Origin of the sequence: Streptomyces canus (assembly GCF_001514145.1) — a bacterium.
Lineage (GTDB): Bacteria > Actinomycetota > Actinomycetes > Streptomycetales > Streptomycetaceae > Streptomyces > Streptomyces canus.
Map to the genome: position 1 here is coordinate 54,523 of NZ_KQ948664.1, position 16,637 is coordinate 71,159.

24 protein-coding genes are annotated in these 16,637 nt (G+C 67.6%); 15 read left to right on the forward strand and 9 right to left on the reverse strand.

The annotated features are described in order from the left end of the window. Positions 1–162: 162 nt before the first annotated feature. Positions 163–534, reverse strand: coding sequence for an HGxxPAAW family protein (locus AQJ46_RS27235; RefSeq protein ID WP_059208091.1), 372 nt, complete (start codon positions 532–534; stop codon positions 163–165). A gap of 136 nt (positions 535–670) precedes the next feature. On the opposite strand from AQJ46_RS27235, the gene AQJ46_RS27240 reads away from it, so the two are divergent. Together AQJ46_RS27240 and AQJ46_RS27245 are read left to right on the forward strand one after the other, a co-directional pair. After that, the gene (locus tag AQJ46_RS27240; protein WP_059208092.1) at positions 671–1,159 is read left to right on the forward strand and encodes a MarR family winged helix-turn-helix transcriptional regulator; all 489 of its coding nucleotides are present in this window, start codon (positions 671–673) and stop codon (positions 1,157–1,159) included. A gap of 155 nt (positions 1,160–1,314) precedes the next feature. Beyond that, positions 1,315–1,872 carry a GtrA domain-containing protein gene (locus AQJ46_RS27245; RefSeq protein ID WP_079072439.1) on the forward strand — a complete coding sequence of 186 codons (558 nt, stop codon included), beginning with the start codon at positions 1,315–1,317 and terminating at the stop codon, positions 1,870–1,872. A gap of 189 nt (positions 1,873–2,061) precedes the next feature. On the opposite strand, the gene AQJ46_RS27250 is transcribed toward AQJ46_RS27245, so the two are convergent. Continuing rightward, positions 2,062–2,547: an NUDIX hydrolase gene (locus tag AQJ46_RS27250; RefSeq protein ID WP_059208093.1), complete on the reverse strand. Its 486-nt coding sequence runs from the start codon at positions 2,545–2,547 to the stop codon at positions 2,062–2,064. A gap of 204 nt (positions 2,548–2,751) precedes the next feature. On the opposite strand from AQJ46_RS27250, the gene AQJ46_RS27255 reads away from it, so the two are divergent. Further along, positions 2,752–2,937, forward strand: coding sequence for a hypothetical protein (locus tag AQJ46_RS27255; RefSeq protein ID WP_059208094.1), 186 nt, complete (start codon positions 2,752–2,754; stop codon positions 2,935–2,937). A gap of 143 nt (positions 2,938–3,080) precedes the next feature. After that, positions 3,081–3,635 carry a DUF4760 domain-containing protein gene (locus AQJ46_RS27260; protein WP_059208095.1) on the forward strand — a complete coding sequence of 185 codons (555 nt, stop codon included), beginning with the start codon at positions 3,081–3,083 and terminating at the stop codon, positions 3,633–3,635. A gap of 26 nt (positions 3,636–3,661) precedes the next feature. On the opposite strand, the gene AQJ46_RS27265 is transcribed toward AQJ46_RS27260, so the two are convergent. From AQJ46_RS27265 to AQJ46_RS27275, 3 genes are all read right to left on the reverse strand, one after another. Further along, the gene (locus AQJ46_RS27265) at positions 3,662–4,228 is read right to left on the reverse strand and encodes a GNAT family N-acetyltransferase (protein ID WP_059208096.1); all 567 of its coding nucleotides are present in this window, start codon (positions 4,226–4,228) and stop codon (positions 3,662–3,664) included. A gap of 496 nt (positions 4,229–4,724) precedes the next feature. Continuing rightward, the gene (locus AQJ46_RS27270; protein WP_059208097.1) at positions 4,725–5,363 is read right to left on the reverse strand and encodes a hypothetical protein; all 639 of its coding nucleotides are present in this window, start codon (positions 5,361–5,363) and stop codon (positions 4,725–4,727) included. Then, positions 5,335–5,808, reverse strand: a complete 474-nt coding sequence (locus tag AQJ46_RS27275; RefSeq protein ID WP_159064051.1) for a hypothetical protein — start codon at positions 5,806–5,808, stop codon at positions 5,335–5,337. Before AQJ46_RS27275 ends, AQJ46_RS27270 begins: the two co-directional genes overlap by 29 nt. 129 nt (positions 5,809–5,937) lie before the next feature. On the opposite strand from AQJ46_RS27275, the gene AQJ46_RS27280 reads away from it, so the two are divergent. Further along, positions 5,938–6,690, forward strand: coding sequence for a TRADD-N-associated membrane domain-containing protein (locus tag AQJ46_RS27280; protein ID WP_059208099.1), 753 nt, complete (start codon positions 5,938–5,940; stop codon positions 6,688–6,690). 222 nt (positions 6,691–6,912) lie between these two features. Here AQJ46_RS27280 and AQJ46_RS56580 read toward each other — a convergent pair whose 3' ends face one another. The 3 genes from AQJ46_RS56580 to AQJ46_RS27295 all read right to left on the reverse strand — a co-directional run bounded on the left by AQJ46_RS56580 (position 6,913) and on the right by AQJ46_RS27295 (position 9,190). After that, positions 6,913–7,239, reverse strand: a complete 327-nt coding sequence (locus AQJ46_RS56580; RefSeq protein ID WP_063803848.1) for a hypothetical protein — start codon at positions 7,237–7,239, stop codon at positions 6,913–6,915. A 455-nt stretch (positions 7,240–7,694) separates the two neighbouring features. Beyond that, positions 7,695–8,399, reverse strand: a complete 705-nt coding sequence (locus AQJ46_RS27290; RefSeq protein WP_059208100.1) for a YdcF family protein — start codon at positions 8,397–8,399, stop codon at positions 7,695–7,697. Beyond that, entirely contained in the window at positions 8,396–9,190 is a 795-nt protein-coding gene (locus AQJ46_RS27295; RefSeq protein WP_059208101.1) for a GntR family transcriptional regulator, read from the reverse strand. The genes AQJ46_RS27290 and AQJ46_RS27295 overlap by 4 nt, the downstream gene beginning before the upstream one ends. Before the next feature lie 439 nt (positions 9,191–9,629). Between AQJ46_RS27295 and AQJ46_RS27300 the strand changes: the two genes are divergently transcribed. The 9 genes from AQJ46_RS27300 (at position 9,630) to AQJ46_RS27340 (ending at position 15,197) form a co-directional block, all read left to right on the forward strand. Beyond that, positions 9,630–9,899 (forward strand): DUF6284 family protein, encoded by a 270-nt coding sequence (locus AQJ46_RS27300; RefSeq protein WP_059208102.1) that lies wholly within the window; start codon positions 9,630–9,632, stop codon positions 9,897–9,899. After that, positions 9,896–10,342 (forward strand): Pycsar system effector family protein, encoded by a 447-nt coding sequence (locus AQJ46_RS27305; RefSeq protein ID WP_059208103.1) that lies wholly within the window; start codon positions 9,896–9,898, stop codon positions 10,340–10,342. The genes AQJ46_RS27300 and AQJ46_RS27305 overlap by 4 nt, the downstream gene beginning before the upstream one ends. Continuing rightward, positions 10,339–10,533: a hypothetical protein gene (locus tag AQJ46_RS27310; RefSeq protein WP_059208104.1), complete on the forward strand. Its 195-nt coding sequence runs from the start codon at positions 10,339–10,341 to the stop codon at positions 10,531–10,533. Before AQJ46_RS27305 ends, AQJ46_RS27310 begins: the two co-directional genes overlap by 4 nt. Further along, entirely contained in the window at positions 10,530–11,432 is a 903-nt protein-coding gene (locus tag AQJ46_RS27315) for a DUF2637 domain-containing protein (RefSeq protein WP_059208105.1), read from the forward strand. The genes AQJ46_RS27310 and AQJ46_RS27315 overlap by 4 nt, the downstream gene beginning before the upstream one ends. Further along, positions 11,432–11,779 (forward strand): RRQRL motif-containing zinc-binding protein, encoded by a 348-nt coding sequence (locus tag AQJ46_RS27320; RefSeq protein ID WP_059208106.1) that lies wholly within the window; start codon positions 11,432–11,434, stop codon positions 11,777–11,779. The genes AQJ46_RS27315 and AQJ46_RS27320 overlap by 1 nt, the downstream gene beginning before the upstream one ends. A gap of 2 nt (positions 11,780–11,781) precedes the next feature. After that, on the forward strand, positions 11,782–12,102 hold the full coding sequence (locus AQJ46_RS27325) for a hypothetical protein (RefSeq protein WP_059208107.1): 321 nt from the start codon (positions 11,782–11,784) through the stop codon (positions 12,100–12,102). Further along, positions 12,099–12,275, forward strand: coding sequence for a hypothetical protein (locus AQJ46_RS27330; RefSeq protein WP_059208108.1), 177 nt, complete (start codon positions 12,099–12,101; stop codon positions 12,273–12,275). Before AQJ46_RS27325 ends, AQJ46_RS27330 begins: the two co-directional genes overlap by 4 nt. A 135-nt stretch (positions 12,276–12,410) precedes the next feature. Further along, complete coding sequence (locus AQJ46_RS27335) at positions 12,411–14,528, forward strand: FtsK/SpoIIIE domain-containing protein (RefSeq protein ID WP_059208109.1); 2,118 nt, start codon at positions 12,411–12,413, stop codon at positions 14,526–14,528. 204 nt (positions 14,529–14,732) lie between these two features. Then, positions 14,733–15,197 (forward strand): hypothetical protein, encoded by a 465-nt coding sequence (locus tag AQJ46_RS27340; RefSeq protein ID WP_059208110.1) that lies wholly within the window; start codon positions 14,733–14,735, stop codon positions 15,195–15,197. A 36-nt stretch (positions 15,198–15,233) separates the two neighbouring features. Here AQJ46_RS27340 and AQJ46_RS27345 read toward each other — a convergent pair whose 3' ends face one another. Then, the gene (locus AQJ46_RS27345) at positions 15,234–15,740 is read right to left on the reverse strand and encodes a hypothetical protein (RefSeq protein WP_159064052.1); all 507 of its coding nucleotides are present in this window, start codon (positions 15,738–15,740) and stop codon (positions 15,234–15,236) included. Between the two features lie 156 nt (positions 15,741–15,896). Between AQJ46_RS27345 and AQJ46_RS27350 the strand changes: the two genes are divergently transcribed. Then, complete coding sequence (locus tag AQJ46_RS27350) at positions 15,897–16,631, forward strand: DNA cytosine methyltransferase (RefSeq protein ID WP_059208112.1); 735 nt, start codon at positions 15,897–15,899, stop codon at positions 16,629–16,631. Positions 16,632–16,637: the final 6 nt, after the last annotated feature.

Below are 16,637 nucleotides of genomic sequence, written 5' to 3' on the forward strand. Positions count from 1 at the left end.
GCACAATCCTGCGACCCGGTCGGCAGGAGCCCGAGACCCGATCCGCACAAGCCGGAGACTCTTCGCGGGCGCCGAAGACCGGTCGCAGGAGCCGGCGACCCGTCCGCAGAATCCCAAGACCAGTCGCGGAAGCCGTCACGCGAGGGTTCCCGGGCGAGGAGTTCAGCCCACCGACTCCACCGGGACGGGTTCCGCCGTCGCCCCCGCGCTGGGCTCGACCACCGGCGTCCGCGTGCCTCCCCGCCCCGCCATCCGGCAGCCGACACAATCGGCGTGCCCCTGCCGTGCGCTCGTGTCGCGCACCCGCATCCCCCACTGCTCGCGCGGCCGGCGCCCCGGCGGCTTGCCCCAACCGGCCAGGTGCAGGGCCCAGGTGACGACGGCACCCACCGCGGTGATCGCGAGACCACCGGCCATCGCGACACCGGAAACCGTGCACACCCCCAGCCCCAGCACGGCGGTCCCGACGGTCGCGATGCCGAATCCGGTCCACCCCGCGACCGTGTGCCCCTCGTCATACTGATGTGCACTCACAGATCCTCCTCGACCCGATCCCTCACTCCCTAAGAAATTTAGCGCAGAAACCTCTCACACGCTAAGAGAAATCCGCAGGACGCGCCCTGCGAACGCCTCGCACCCTGCCAAACGCCCTCAGAGAAACAGGAACCCGATGTCCGCCGAGCCCCGCCCCACCGCCACTCCGGCCCAGACACGGGAGGCGATGGACCTCTTCATCGCCACCGCCCACCTCGGCCAGCAGGAGATGGCCCAGCGGCTGGGTCTGAACGTCACCGACCTGCTGTCCTTCGCCTGCGTCCTGAAGGCCGGCGAGGACCTCCTCACCGCGGGCGACCTCGCCGAGCACGCCCATGTCACGACCGGCGCGGTCACCGGCATCCTCAACCGCCTCGAACGCGGCGGCTACGTCACCCGCGTCCCCGACCCCACCGACCGCCGCCGCGTCCGGGTCGCCGCGCTGCCCGACGCCGTGGCCAAGGTCGTCGCCCTCTACCAGCCGTACTACGACCGGCTCGACGCCGTCTTCGCGGGCTACTCCGCCGAGGAGATCGCCGTACTCCACGACTGGTTCAGCCGTTCGACGAACCTCGCGCTCGCGTATATCGAGGAGCTGCGGGCGAAGGACGCGGACGGCAAGTAGCGGGACCGCCCCACCCCGGGGGTGGAGCTAGCCCCACCTCCCATTCGGGAGGGCACTCCATCGTTCCGGCGAGCCCGCGACGGCATCGTTGATCTCAGCCGATCCACCCCGGATCAGGCGGATCGAGAAGCCCGCGCCGAGCCGGAGGAAACACCATGGAGCCGCAGACGGCCGACAGGACCCAGTCCCCGTCCTCGCCCTCCCTGGACTCCCTGGACTCCCTGGACTCCCCGGCCGCCCCGGGCCCCCTCGCCTCCTTCGTCCGCTTCGTCGTCTGCGGTGGCGGGATCGGCGTCCTCTCCAGCTTCGCCGTACCGCTGGTGGCGATAACGATGCCGTGGGCGGTCGCGAACGCGGTGATCACCGTGGCCTCCACGCTCCTGTGCACCGAGCTCCACGCCCTGTTCACCTTCGGCACCGGGCGCCGCCCCGGCTGGCGCCGGCACCTCCAGTCCTCCGGCTCCGCGGCGGCCGCGTACGCCGTCACCTGCGCCGCGATGTTCCTCCTCCACGTCATCCAGTCGGCGCCCGGCATGCTCACGGAACAGGCCGTCTACCTCACCGCTTCCGGTCTGGCCGGCATAGGCCGCTTCCTGGTCCTGCGCCTGTTCGTCTTCACGAGCGGCCGCAAGAGCCCGCTCCGGCCCCGGCGCCCGGTGCTCCCCCTGCCCCGCCCCGTCCTCACCCAGGCCGCCGTCGCCACCACCTGCTGACGTACGGTCACCGCGGCCGCTCGCCCCGAAGGCAGCCGTCGTGCGCGGGTACTGGCGCAACGTGCCCGGCCCCTTCTACGGCGCCGCCCCCGACTCGACGATGCTGGGCCGCCTGGACGCCCTGCGCCAGATCTCTCGACCGGAGACGGGCGCCGCGTTGGTGGGAGGCGCTGCCGAGGCTCTGGGCGTTCAGGCCGCCAGGTGCCGCCGTAGGGCCTCCGCCCCGTCGGACACGAACGTCCCCCGCCCGGCCGCCTCCAGCAACTCGCCCTCGTCGAACCAGCCGTGCCACGCGATCTCCGCCGGATCGGGCGCGAGCGCTCCGGTCACGACGACTTCGTGCACCCCGAGCCAGTAGGGGCTGATCTCGCCGCGGCACAGGAACTTGAAGAGGAAGCGAGGCGTCCCGAACACTCCCATTTCCTCGGCGAGTTCACGGGCGGCCGCCTCCTCGTACGACTCCCCGACCTCCGCCGCCCCGCCCACCAGCCAGTTGTACTGTCCCGGGAAACGGGAATCGTTCTCCGGCCGCCGATGCACCAGAATCCGCCCGTCCGGATCACGGCAGACCGTGGTCGCGATCCGGTGCAGCCACTTCTTCTCGATGGCCTCCGCCCGGTCCACCACCCCGATGACCCGGTCCTGCTCGTCCACCCGCTCCACCAGTTCGCCCATGACGGTCACGATCGCAGAGGGGTACGACAACGCCGCGTCGGAGGCTGGCGACACCCTGGGGGTGCAGCTGCCCCCACCCCGGACTGGGCGGCGGGCTCCATGTCGCCGCCCCGGAATCGACGGCATCGTAGAAGCCATCGGATCCCGGATCCCCGGGCCCGACCCCCGAGTTCACGTGCTTCGCCCTCGCCGGAAGGAACTCCCATGACCCCGCTGCTCGCCTCCCCGTCGATCGAGATCTCCCCCGAGAGCGAGTTGGCCCCGCTCCTCACCGCCTGGGACCTGGCCCACCCCGCCGCGGCCGACCCCGACTGGCGCCACCTGCTCGACGAACTCGCCCACCCCCGCACCACCCAGGCCTTCCACGGCTTGGCCACGACGGCCGCATGACCTCATGCCACGCCATCACCCCCATCGCAAGAGGCCCCGGAGATCCCGCTCCAGGGCCTCTCGTATGTCCGGGGCGGGTTGATGTCAGGCATTGATGCCAGAAACGGACCCGCCGGCTGCGCGCCTTCCGTAAGGTTCCGGCCGTGACGTCGTATGAGCGGTGGTCCCTGATTGCTTCGTTCAGCTCTCTGCTCGTCAGCGTCGTTGCCTTCGGCGCACTGGCGTGGCAGCTCCTCCTGCTGGCTCGAGGCACCGGCCAAGATCACGACAGGCGCCGCAAGCAGGCGACCATGGAGTACCTCACGGCCAACATGGAGCGGCGAAAGGTGCTGTTCGACGAGGGGATACCCAACGAGCGGGATCATGAGGCCATTTCAGCTCTGATCAGCCTCTCGCTGGCAGGTGACGAGCCGACGACGAAACTGATCACGGCTTACCTCACCATGTTCAACTTCCTGGCTGTCGGCGCGCAGTCGGACGCCTTCGACCCAGAAGTCATCGACGAGGCGTGGGGAGGTCTCATCATCGCCGTCTGGAACAACTACCGGCCCTGGATGGAGACGCAGCGACAGGTGCACGGCGAGCCCCGCGTCTGGGAGAACCTGGAATGGCTGGCCGGCAAAATGACGCCACGCCGATCCGTCACTCCCGCTGGAGCCGGCGGAAACCTGCCCCCGCAGGGACGACCCGTTGCGTAGGGGCCCCGGGGCATGGCGATGCCGGGCTAGCCGCCACCAAGACGTCCCGGTTCCGGGGTCTCGTCCACGAAGCCGTGCTCGGCCGGGTGCGTTGGCCGCTGGGCCAGCCAACCCGAAACCCGAGGCCCTCCGCTGATCGCTGACCCCTCCAAGACGGTGCGGACGTACGCAAACCCCCGGCGGAGGTAGTACGCCTGCAGATCCTCGTTGGTCGTCCACGCGTCGAGCCGGAGCCATGTGGCCCCGGCGCGATGGGCACGGTCTCCGGCCCAGTCGAGCAGACGGCCGCCGACGTTCTGTCCGGCATGCGTGCGCACGACGGAGAGTTTGCTGATGAACATCGACGGCTCGGAGAGTTCCTGCTCCGTCCACAGGCCCGACTCCACCTCGGGGGTCAGGGTGATGGTCGCCACCGTCGCCGCACCGTCCCGGACCATGAACACAGTCCCGCCCTCTACGGTGTCCGACAGCCTGTCCGCCGGGTACGGGCGTTGCCACTGGTCGGTTCCGAGGCGAGAAAGCCAGGCTGCGGCCTCCGATCGGAAGGCCAGCAGCTTGGACACATCGCTCGGTCGGGCGGAGGTGATTCTCACTGAGGCTCGTTCTCGCTTCGGGCGGACAGATCGCCGATCTCGCAGTTCAACCGGATCAAGTCGCGGTGGCTCGACTCACGAACTGACGACAAAGGCCCCGGAGTGATCCGGGGCCTTTGATCTGTGTGCACTCGGCAGGATTCGAACCTGCAACCTTCTGATCCGTAGGCGCGTGCACCATCCTAGATGGCCGCTCGCCTAGTGGTCCCTCGCGTCGCCCTCACCTCTCGCAGGTGTTCCAACGTGCGTAGTTGTACGCCCCCGTTGATGTCAGACACTGATGTCAGGCACAGGCTCCGGAACGCGGCTTTACCCGAGAGTCTAGGTGGGACGGATCCGGCTCCTGGGCCACTAGAGGCTGTCTCCTTGAAGTGGCGGTGAGCTGGTGTCACCGGCACGGGGGTGAAGCAGCTCGTGGGTGCACCACGAGAACGACCAGCACGCGGAAGCGCGACTCTGCGGCAGCGCCGAGTCTCGTCCGGCCAGTTACTGTCGATCAGCCGTGGGTCGACCCATCGAAGTTTCGGTTGAGGCCGTGGCATCCCGCGAGGCACTTATCGCAGCTGAGCCTCACTCCCGGCCGAAAATTCGGCCCAAGAGCAGCACGCAGCTCGGTAGATGTGCCGAGCGACAGGCTGCCGAAGCGCGCATCCCGGAACCTCGGGTTAGCTACGAGGGCCACTGCCAGGATCTGGGCCTTCGTGATGATGACGAGGCACTCACGGCCTTCGTACGACTCACCGGGGATGTGATCGCATTCGTCAGGATCAAGTCCGCAAATCGAGCACTCCTGCTCGTCCACGCGTGTCTCCACGCTAAACCCGACTCGAAGATGCCCAAGATCGACTGGACACTCCCGGTAGTAGACGCCGTCGCGATAGGCCATGGTGCAAGCCTTCGGATAGGTTCGCCTCAGCAATCCGCCTACCTCGTCCAGCAGCTCATGAGCCCGGTCGAAGAGGGCAAGGTCGTACCCCTCGGAACGGTCCATTACCTGCCGCAGCTCCCCTCTCAGCCGCCGCAGGATCTCTAGCGCAGCTGGATCGGGGTGGCGTGCAGCTTTGGCCTGCTCAAGGTCGGCCTGGCACTGCTGGAAGACTTCGTTCTCATCCCTCGGGTAGCTGACGGCGCTCATCCTCAGAACCCCACCTCTCGATCCTGGTGATCGCTTCGAGGACCGAGTCGGCCGGGCCGTCCAGCACCAGCTTGGTGGTCAGGTCACCCTGCCGGGTTACCTCCACGTGCAGAACGGGGGACGGAACAGTCACCTCTTCGCCGGACGAATCGCCCCTCCTGAGGATCTTCATCGTCGTGTAAGAGGAGATCAAGCCGGTCAGCGTTGCGATCAGGGTCTCTTTCCCGACGTCCCTGGCGAACTCAATGATCGGCAACCAGAACTCGGCGGCGTCGTGGGTCAGGTAGGTGCGATCAGGCTTCTCGTCCTCGAACTCGACGGTCAAGCCGGCGGCTCGGATGAGCTTCGCCACCCTGATCGCTTCGTACGGGTAGTTCCCGGGGACATCCGAGCGGGACACGCTCGGCAGTCCGGCAACTCCGCGCCTGATCAGCACGTCAGCCAAGGTCAACCCCCTCAGGTTTCTTCTCAGTTGCCATGATTCCACAACTAGGTCCGCCTGATGGTGGCGCTCGGACGACTCAGCGCGACAAAGGGCCTACAGGGGTGCCACGCCCCTGGCAGGATGACTCGCGTGGCAGCAATTACACCCGCCGAAGCGGCAGTCATCGGAACAACACTCGGGACCGCAGCCACCCTGACCTCAGCCTGGGTTGCCACGAGGAGGTGGTTCACAAAGGCTGTTGATCAGGAGCGAGCTGAGCTGACCGAAGAACTCCTGCCGGAGGACACTGCCCCTGCGTCCCCCACACCTCAGGAGAAGGACAGCGAGAAGTTCACCAAGCTGCTGATCCGGTACTACAGCTATGGGCTCACACAGGCGCGGGCGAGCTTCTATGTGAGCCTGTTCGCGTCGATCGCCGGCGGTGTCATTCTGACCGTCGGAATCGGTCTTGCCATTTTCCACGCCGACACCATCGGTGATCAGTACGCTTCGGTCGTTTCCAGCGTTGCCGGACTACTGACCGTTGGGATCGGCACCTTGTTCCACAAACGCGCTGATGCTGCCCTGCGCCATATGGAGTCCCAGAGCAGGGGGCTCCGTGAAGATATGAAGGCCGAGAGGGATACGGACCAGGCCATTCGACTACTTAGCACGGTCAACGAAGACCACTTGAGATCCCACCTCCAAGCGGCATTGATCCTTAAGTTCTCAGGGTCCGAGCTTCCTGACCTCGGCAATGTGGTGACGCGAGTCGATCTCTTGAAGTGGTTGCGGGAGTCCGGTCTGGTGGCCCCGGGGGACCTGTCGAAAGTGTCACTGAACGGCCTCACGGACTTCAACCGGGAGCAGCCGCCAGAGTCCTTGCCGCCTTCGTCTGCGTAGCCAAAACTCCACCTCGCCGACATCGAGATTGGCGGACGAGCTTCCGGTACTCGGTCGACCCAGTTCATCGAGTCCGGAAAAGCGTCACCCTCGAAGGACGCGCGTAGCAGGCGTTGGCCGATAGATCCTTCATGCACTGACGTTGATTCAGCTATCGATGCCACGGAAGCAGCGTGGGTTCACCTCAACCAGGCTTACCCACGCCGCCATCCAACCGGCTACTTAAGGCCGGCGAACGATGAGGCCTGAGCAGATAGACCTCGGTTCGGGCGCCTCGATGCCGTGTAGCCGGGAAGAATGCTGCACGGCAGGGAGCAGCTCCCTTCGTCGGCCATCCCAGACCTGAACCACGATCAGAACGATCAGGGCTACCACCAGCCAAGTCGCCTGTCGCAATATCGCGGACACGGTGTCGCCGTTGATCACGCAGCTCAGAATGACTCCGAGCAAGATCAAATCGCGGTTGCGGCTGCCACTGCCGTGTGCGACAGTACGAGACAGCATGCCTCCGCTTAGGTGGAGCGCATTCCGAGCCTCGGCTTCGTTCATCGATCTCCTTGGTTCATCGGTGAGGTGCCCCAACTTCTTGGCGGGAGGACGGGCACCTCAGTCGTTTTCTGACGGCTGCAACCCTAACGCCCGGCACTGACTCGCCAGCACTGAGCGGGAGTTGCCTCAGCAGCATGACAGACCGTCATCGGCGCCGCCCCACGCCAACGCCAATCTTCCAAGCAATCAGCGGGGGTAAATGAACGCCTCAGCACCCAAACTGACCATTCAGTAATGCGCTGACGTGCACTTTTGCATTTTGGATCTGGTGACCGAAGTCACAACCGCATGCGCGTTTCACCTAGGGTTTGATGAACGCCTGGCGTTGTCAGTGCCGCCCCTTATACTGAAGGTTTTTCGCCCGAACCGAAGAATCAAAAATCCCGATCACCCGGCGTTGTCAGTGCCACCCCTTATCCTGAGAGCTTTTCCCCAAAAACAGGCGAGGATGATCGTCAGGCTTCCGGCTTCAGGCCCCCGGCAGTCGCCCCTGTCGGGCGCGGGGCAACATCCGCCGGCATGAGTCGGCTAGTGAAGCCCTCGACGCACAGCCGCTCAAAGGCGACTACAACGGTGTCTGGTACCTCCTGCTCGATGGCCAGGCCCAACCTCGGGAAGACCAACACTCGTTGCAGGGCGCCCACGATCATGTCGATCACCATGCGGGCGTCTCCGATGGAGTCGGCGTACTCCTCCAAGCTCATCCGCGTGGATGCGCACACGACTTCGACCTCAGGCCAGAGCTTCCGCATCATGGCGTACGAGCGTCGCTCTTCGTACGGCTTGCTCACGAGCAGGACGGACGAGACAGTGACGTCGGCGTCCGCCAACACCGCTTTCGTGAACTCAATGTTCTCCCCCGTGTTCGTGGCACGCGGTTCCAGGAGTACAGCCGAGTCGGGAACGCCGAGCTGCAACGCTCGCTCGCGGTAGTGGACGGCTTCACCGCGCGGCATGCGCGCACGAGTCGTGGGGCTGGTCGCCCCTGTGAAGACGATGACCGGCGCCATGCCCTGGTGGTACAGCTCCGCCGTCACGTCGGCCACACCGAGGTCGTGACTGCCGAGACCCACGGCCACCGAGCATGGCCGTGGGTCGTGGTGCATGAAGTGGTAGTCCCACAGGAGCCGAGCATCAGCCCATGCCTGTGCCGAGATCATTCCTGCTCCTTCCTGTCCTGTGCCGAGTCGGGAACCTTGAAGTCGTACTCCCACGCGAAGCGAGAAGCCGAGTGAACGCCCACCGCGAACTCCACCGCCGTGCCATCTGCGGTGTATGTGGTGCGGTGGAGCTCAACTACGGGCTCACCAACGGGGAGCTGTAGGAGCTGCACTTCGTCCGCCGTCGGGATGCGGGCGAACAGGGCTTCTCTCATGTGGTCGATCTCGTATCCGGCGTCATACAGGACCCGATATCCGCCGCCGCGGCCGGCGGGGCCCGGGGTGGGGTCAACGATGCGGGTTCCCTCGACGTGTTCCGGCCTGTAGTAGCTGGTCAGGGTGTGAGTCGGCTGCGTCCCTTCCTTCACGAGTCGGGCGCGCGCGTAGACCTCGGAGCCGACTGGGACGCCGAGCCCTTCCGCTACAAGGCTGTTCGCCTGTACCCGGCTCACGGTCTGCGTCTGCTCGTTGCGCTTGTACGCACGGCCCGATGCGACGCGATCCGCAATGAACGCAACCTCGTCTCCATCGCGCCACTTCGTCTTGTCGTAGCGGGCGATACCGAGCCGCTTGAGCGGAGTACGCGGCCGCACAACGGTGCCGTGTCCACGCGTGGACGTCACGAGGCCCTCAGCCTCCAGGGCCTTGTAAGCCTTGTGGACGGTCTCCTTTGAGCCTTCCCCTGCCTCGACTAGCTCTCTGATCTGGGGCAACTGGGCGCCCGGCGGATACTCACCGCTCTTGATCTGCTCCGCGAACCTGTCCGCCAGGTCGCGCCACTTCGGTGCCACGCAGAACTCCTCTCGACGCGAACTAGTGAAACACAGTCCTAGGACTGTTGACAGTCCCAGGACTGCGTGCCATCTTCTTCTCAGGCCGCTCGCAGTCCTAGGACAGCGAGTCGGAAGGGTCTTCTTTGGGCTGCTTCCAGGCCATGTCGGTTCGGGATAGCTCGCCTCCATGTGGGGCCCTGAACTGGTCGTTCCTTGAGAACTGAATAGGTGGGCCCCGTCTCCCCGAGTCGAAAAGACGGCCGCGCGGTCTCACTCGCGCACGTTTCTCAACTTCCGCAGCGCCTATGTGGCTCTGCGGCCGGTTGCCTCCGCCGCTCGTCTCGTACGAGCGGCGCTGAGGGGAGCCGGATCAACCGACTTCAACGGCGCGCGGCCCCGGGTGGCTAGACCCGGGGCCGCTGTTCGGGCCGTTCCACGCTGAGAGGAACACGACCCAATGGACCACATCGTCACTGTTCAGGACGCTGTTACCGCCTTCGCCGACTTCATGGAGCCGACGGATGCGGAGCTGGACGCGATCGAGCAGGAGATGCCGCTGATCCTGGCGCGCGTCGACCTGCTCGACGCGCAGATCATCACCCTGGACCGCACCCCGACCGAGCTGGACACCCGCCGTATCCGCCGCGCGCGGCGCCGGGTGCTGGTCGAGGGTCTGGCCCTGGTCAACCGCACCGGCGACGTCGCAGCGCCCGGGGGTGTCGCATGAGCACCCTTGAGCAGAGCCTGACGGCCGCGCACGCTGAGGTGAAGGCGGAGATAGCGCGGACCGACAACAAGACGGCGTTGTTGCTGGCGTTCGTCGGTGCGGTGCTGGCCGGGGCGTGGACGATCGCCCGCGACCTGCCGTTGAACCCGCTCGCCTGCGCCGTGGGCGGACTCGGCATGACGCTGCTGATCGCGGCGGCTGGTCTGCTGTTGCGTTCCGTGCGCCCCAACCTGTCCGGCCGGCATGGCTTCCCGCTGTGGGCCACGCTCACCCCCGAGCAGATCGGCCAGGCTGTCTCCGGCGACCTCGCCGCCGACATCGCGGGCCTGTCCCGCCTGGCGGTCGTCAAGTTCACCGGCCTGCGCCGTGCGGTCGACCTCACCCTGACCGGCGGCGCGCTGCTCGCCCTCGCCCTCCTGATCGTGATCGGCGGTGCGGCATGACGACGACCCCTTCCCCGCGTGGCTGGGAGCTCCTGTTCGTCATGGCGGGGGCGCTAGCGGCGATGGCCGGTACGACGGCCGCGTTCGTCACGCACGAGCAGGCATGGCGCTACCTGATCGCGGCCGGTTGCTTCGCGCAGTTCCTCGGCTGGGTCCGGCACGGCCGGCGCCTGAGGGGTGGTGCCCGATGAACCGCACGGGCCGTATCGCTCTCGTCCTGGCCCTGGTGGTCGTGGTCGGCATGGCGTTCCGGGTCTCTTGGAACGCGCTGCGGGACATCGCCAACGCGGTCGGAGCGGACCAGACCGCCGCCACCCTCTACCCGTTCGTGGTCGACGGACTGATGGCGCTCGCCCTAGTCGCCACGCTCGTTCTGGTCGACCGCGACCGGACGTTCGCGCTGCGGGTGCTGGGCACCTACACCGCCGCCTCGCTGGTCCTCAACTACGTGCACGGCCTGGTCCCCGCCCTGCACGGCGCCACGGTCGACTGGGGACGGCTCGCCGACTGGGACCCCGCCAACTGGGCCCTGGTCCTGCTCGCCACCTCGCTTCCGGTCGGGTCGATCTACTTCGGTTCCGACCTGGTCGCCAAGGTCCTTCATCACCGCCCCGCCCCGGCCCCGGAGCCGATTCCGACCCCAGGAATGAATGCGGAGGAATCGACCGAGAACACAACGAAACGGTCTATGGCTGAGCTGCGGGAATCGAGCCCGGCTCCAGTCGTGGCGCTGTCCCGTCTCGCGGTGCCGGAACCGGTCGCGATCGACCTGGGCAAGTCGATCCTTCCGCTCAAGCCGATGCCCGCCATCCCCGCCCCGACCCCGGCGCCTGTAGAGGTTCCGGCGGGGCGGACCGTCGCTGCCGATGCGACTCCGCCGCGTGGGGTGACTGGTCGGGTTCCCGACGCTGCCCGATCGCCCCGGCCCAAGCGCACCGCCGATCAGTTGCTCACTGAGGCACGGTCGGCGACGGCTGGTTGGCCGGACGCGAAGGTGACCGGCGAGGGCATCCGCCGCGCGATCCACACCTCACCGGCCAACGCCCGCAAGCTGCGTGACACGCTGCTCGCCGAACGCGCCGCGACCTGATGGGCTCGCTTCCGGTGTTCCGGTGGCGCCTGGCACCCGACGGCTACGCCACTCGCCGACAGCTTCGGGCGCTCGACTTGCGCCCCGGTGGTCAGGACGTGGCCGCACAGCTCGAACGGCCGCGCCGCCGCCGGGGCCCGCTGGTCGCCTACCTCTACCGCGTCGACCTGGCCAAACCGGTCCGCCCGATGACCCCGGCACGGTGGGCGGCCCTGGCCAAAGCCAACACCGCGCGCCGCACCTGCCCCGAGTGCCGGCGGGATGCCGGATACGTCATCCCGCCCTCGCTCGGCATGTGCGTGACCTGCGCCTTCCCCGACAACTCCCCCTCCCTGAGGAGTGCTTGACCATGAGCAAGCCCAACACCCGTCGCCTGGACAAAGAGATCAGGCTGACAGAGCGCAAGCTGGAAGCGGTCCGCAACGAGGAGATGTGGCCCCTGACCAGCTCGGAACGGCGTCAGGTCATGGGCGCCCTGGTCGGCGGTTCGTACCGCGTCCTGCGCAGCAAGAACCCGGGCCGCGCGGAACGCAAGCTGGAGAGCATGTGGCAGTCGGTGCAGACCCGACTGATCGCCGAAATGACCGCGCTTCAGACCGAGCGTCAGCGCATCGTCAACGAGGCCGCCACCGCCAAGGCCGCCAAGAAGTCCTCCGGCTGGATGTGGTGAGCGTGGCCGCCCTGGTCACGCCGCCGGGCGAGTGCCCGCAGTGCTGGGAGCACGCCCACAACAAGCGCATCCACCGCCGCCTCAAGCCGCGCGAGGACTGCAAGCCGTGTGTGGACCACATGGTCAACGGCTGCCCGTACCTCGTGCCCAAGAAGAAGTCGAGCTGGTGGTGACCGCGCCCACCCGCGTCCTTCCCGCCGCGTGATGCGCGGCCTGCCGGGACGGGCCGTCCCTGCCACGGACCCGGCCCGCCCCGGCACCCTCCCGCAATGTGTGCCCCTGCTCGGGGCAGTCAGGAGAACTCCAGCATGACCGAGCACGCCGTAAGCCTCCGCAAGGCCACCGAAACCCCTGATGAGGGCGCGTCGGTGACCACCCTGACCGTCGTACCGGACCCGGCCCCGGCCACGCCCATACCGCTGTGGGTGCGCTCCGGACGGGCCGTCAAGACCGTCGTCACGCACGAGACCACCAAGACCGTCGTGCGGGCCGCCGCCCGTCACGGTCTCTACACCGTCAACGGGGGCCGGATCGTGGCCCGCCGGACCTGGGACGGTAAGACCGGAGCTCGCTACGAGCGCATGCTTCGGGCCGCCGAGGCCGCCGGGAACTACGAGGTGGCGGAGGAGTGGGAGGAGCGTCTCCAGCGCTTCCGCGACGCACGCCACCGCCGCCGCATGGACCTACTCCACTCCCCGGTGGACGTTGCCAAGGGCGTCGGGGTCGGCGTCGGCATGAGCATCGGCGTGCTGGTCGCGCTCGGGGTCGTGATGGCCATCAACAACCACGACATCACCGACGTCATCACCCCCCTTGCGGCCACCATCGAGTTCATCGGCCTGCTGATCAGGATCGTGCAGGTCGTGTGGGGTCCCGCCCTCACCATCGGCCCGCTCCTGGCCCTGTTGGGCATGTGGGCGGTCGGCAGCAAGCAGCAGGCCGCCCCCGCTTGGGTCATGCCCGCCAACGTCCGCAACAGCGAGGGGGAGCCGATCACCCCGTCCATCGTCATCAAGGCCCTGCGCGATCTCGGCATCCCCGCGATGCGAAAGGCGATCACGGAGATGGGCGACGCCGGCGCATCCATGCTGGGTCCGATCCGGATCGCCGGATGCGGTGTCGAGGTCGACGTCACGCTTCCCTCGGGGGTGTCGACGAACGAGGTGCAGCAGCGCCGCCGCAAGCTCGCGGAGAACCTGACCCGGCACGAACACGAGGTGTTCATCACGATCCCGCAGGCCGCCCGCACGGTCCGGCTGTGGGTTGCCGACTCCGGGGCGCTGGACGAGCCGATCGGCCCGTCCCCGCTGGTCACCGACGAGTCGATGACCGCCGACTACGCCAAGGGCCGTGCCCCCTGGGGTCAGGATCTGCGTGGTGATGCGGCGGCCCTGTCGCTGTATCAGCGGCACCTGCTCATCACCGGCCTGTCCAACCAGGGCAAGACGGTCGCGCTGCGTTCCCTCGCGCTGTGGTTGGCGCTGGACAAGTCGGTGCGCTTCCTGATGGGCGACCTCAAGGGTGTGGGTGACTGGGCCATGTTCGACGGCCTCGCCGACACCCTCATCCAGGGGCCGACGGATGAGCACGTGATCCAGGTGACCGAGATGGTCGAAGGCGCCGTCGACGAGATGAACCGCCGCATCATGGCCCCGCCCGGAACGCAGTTCCCGCCCCTGATCGTGCTGGTCGACGAGGCACAGGTGGCGTTCATGTGCCCCGTCAAGGACGACGAGAAGCGCCCCTACGGCGGCTCCAAGGCCAACTCCCGCTACTACATGGCCGTCCGTAAGATCCACAACCAGGGCCGTGCCGTGAACGTGCTGATGTGGCAGGGCACCCAGGACCCCACCAACGAGAACCTGCCCAAGCTGGTCCGCGAGGGCGCCCACACTCGCGCCTCTCTCGCCCTGGGCACGGAGTCTCAGGCGCGGATGGCGCTGGGGGACAAGGCGGTCGACGGCGGCGCCGCCCCCAACCTGCTCCGCCCCGGCCTGGACCGCGGAACGCTGGTCGTCGCATCCGACGGCATCGCCATCCCCGCCGGACAGGCGTCCATCACCGTGCGCACGCACTACATCGACGACGACGGCGCCGTGGCCATCACCGACCGCGCCAAGGCCCTGCGCGACGGCGTCACCACACTGACCGTCATCGAGCGGGGCGAGGACCGCGACCCGCTCGCCGACATCGCCTCCGTCGTCGGCACTGCGGAGCGGGTGCGCACGAAGGACGTCCTGTCCCGGCTCGGCACGCTCAACGCCGACGCATACGGCGGCTGGTCGTTCATCGACCTCAAGCGCGTCCTCGACGGCACCGGAGCCGAGCCCTACAAGTCCGACGGCGTCATGGTCGTGGGCCGCGACCGCCTCGCCCGCGCCCTCGCCAACCGCGACGACGAAGGTTCCGCTTCCGCCGCCGGATAGCAGGGAGGCGCACCCGCCCGGGGCAGGGAGGCAGGGAGAACTCCCTGAATGCCTCCCTGCCTCACCTCCCTGGCCCTGACCTGCACAAAGGATCAACCAGGGAGGCAGGGAGGCATCCCAGGTCAGCCCCCGAAAGCCCCCTCAGAAGCACCCCCTCAAGGGGGTGCTTCTGCCTCCCTGGCCCACCTTCGGAAGGGATTCCGCATGCACCCCGAACCCACCCGCCATACGTCCGCTGAGCGGGCCGTGGAAGTCCACCAGCCGACCCCGCTTCCGCCCGCCGTCATGACCCCGGTGCCGATGGTCGCCGTGCAGTCGGGCGCCGTGCCGTCGGTCGCGAGCATCGTCTTGCCGGACGGCCGTGTCGTCACCGGCTACGCCATCAACCCTGCACAGGCCGAACCCGTCGCGGCCAAGCCGCCCGTCTCCCGCGCGGCCGTGAACGTCGCTCTCGGGGGCGTCGGGTTCCTCGCGGTGTGCGGCGGCCTACTCCTGCTCACCACCTTCATCACCGCCCTGACTGCGCTCATCACCCAGCTCATCACCCTCGCCGCCGTCATCTTCGGCGGCTGGATCGCTGTGCAGGTCTTCAAGCCGCACGGCCACCAGGGCGGGACCACGGTCAACATCCGCAAAGCGATCTTCAAGCGCAACCACTTCCACGGCTGACCATCAATGGCCCTTCCGAGAACCCTTCCTGCGTTCTCAGGGAAGGACGGGCGCCTCAGGAGGCACGATGTCGGAGGCTGCGGGCCGCGACGGCATGGGCACCCCGCACGCCTTTCCCGACGCGTCCGCGTCGAATACGATCCCCGCGCCCTCGGGGACCTTCCCCGCGCCCAGGATCATCTCCCAGCCGTTCTTCTTCAGGCGCCAAGCCTGGTCGGTGTCGTCGGCCAGCATCTGCTCCACCTGTCCCCAGCCCCGTGCTTTGAGCACGGCAAGCACCGAGTCCACGGACTCACGCTTCGGCGCGTCTCCAGTCCGCAAGGACGCGATCACGCGGCACGGATTGCCGGCCTTGCTCGTGTCGAGGAAACCCAGGTGCCCGATCCTCGCAGCAGCGGCCGCAGACCGGACATCGCCCCGTACGGCATCGGGGGTCAGCTCGTCCCTGGCCTTCTTTTCGGCCGCACGAGCAGTCGTCGTCGCCCGCTCGCCTGCTGTGCCGACGCTGTCACCGCCGCCGCAACCTGTCAGCGCCGTCATCACCGCTATCGCGGTCACGGCCACTCCCACCCCACGCATGTGTCCTGCCTTCGAATCGTTTCGTGTGCAGTCAAGCCAAGGGCGGCCCCTCCGTCTCGCCAAAGAAGCGGGGCCGCCCTTGTCCAACCAGAACCCATCAAGGAACTGGAGACCTTCAGCATGACCGACCCCACCAACATCCGGCGAGTGCGCACCGCACGGCCGCGCCTGTTGGATCTGTTCTCCTGCGCCGGCGGCGCCGCCATGGGCTACCACCGCGCGGGATTCACCGTGCACGGCTGCGACATCGCCCACCGACCCAACTACCCCTTCCCCTACCACTGGGGTGACGCGCTGGCCTACCTCGCCCACCTGATCACGACGGGCGAGATCCGCCGGTACGCGTTCGTCCACGCCTCCCCGCCGTGCCAGCACGGATGCGCCCTCACCGTCGGCACGAACGCCTCCCAGGGATGGGGCGGCACGCACCTCGACCTGGTAGCGCCCACCCGCGCGCTGCTGGATGCGACCGGCCTGCCCTACGTCATCGAGCAGCCCAACGGCCGCGCGAAGATCCGCAAAGACCTCACCCTATGCGGCGAGATGTTCGGACTCGGGGTCATCCGCCACCGCAACTTCGAGTTGGGCGGCTGGACCATCGAGCAGCCCGCGCACGTCCCGCACCGGGGCCGCGTGCGCGGCTACCGTCACGGCCGCTTCTACGACGGCCCGTATGTGGCCGCGTACGGCAATGGCGGGGGCAAGCCGTCCGTCCCGGAGCTTCAGGCCGCGATGGGCATCGACTGGACCGGCGTGCGCGCGGAACTGACCGAAGCCATTCCGCCGGCCTTCACAGAGTTCATCGGCCGCGCCTACCTCGCCGCTCCCATCTCTGCGTGGGGAGTGGCCGCGTGAGCGAGG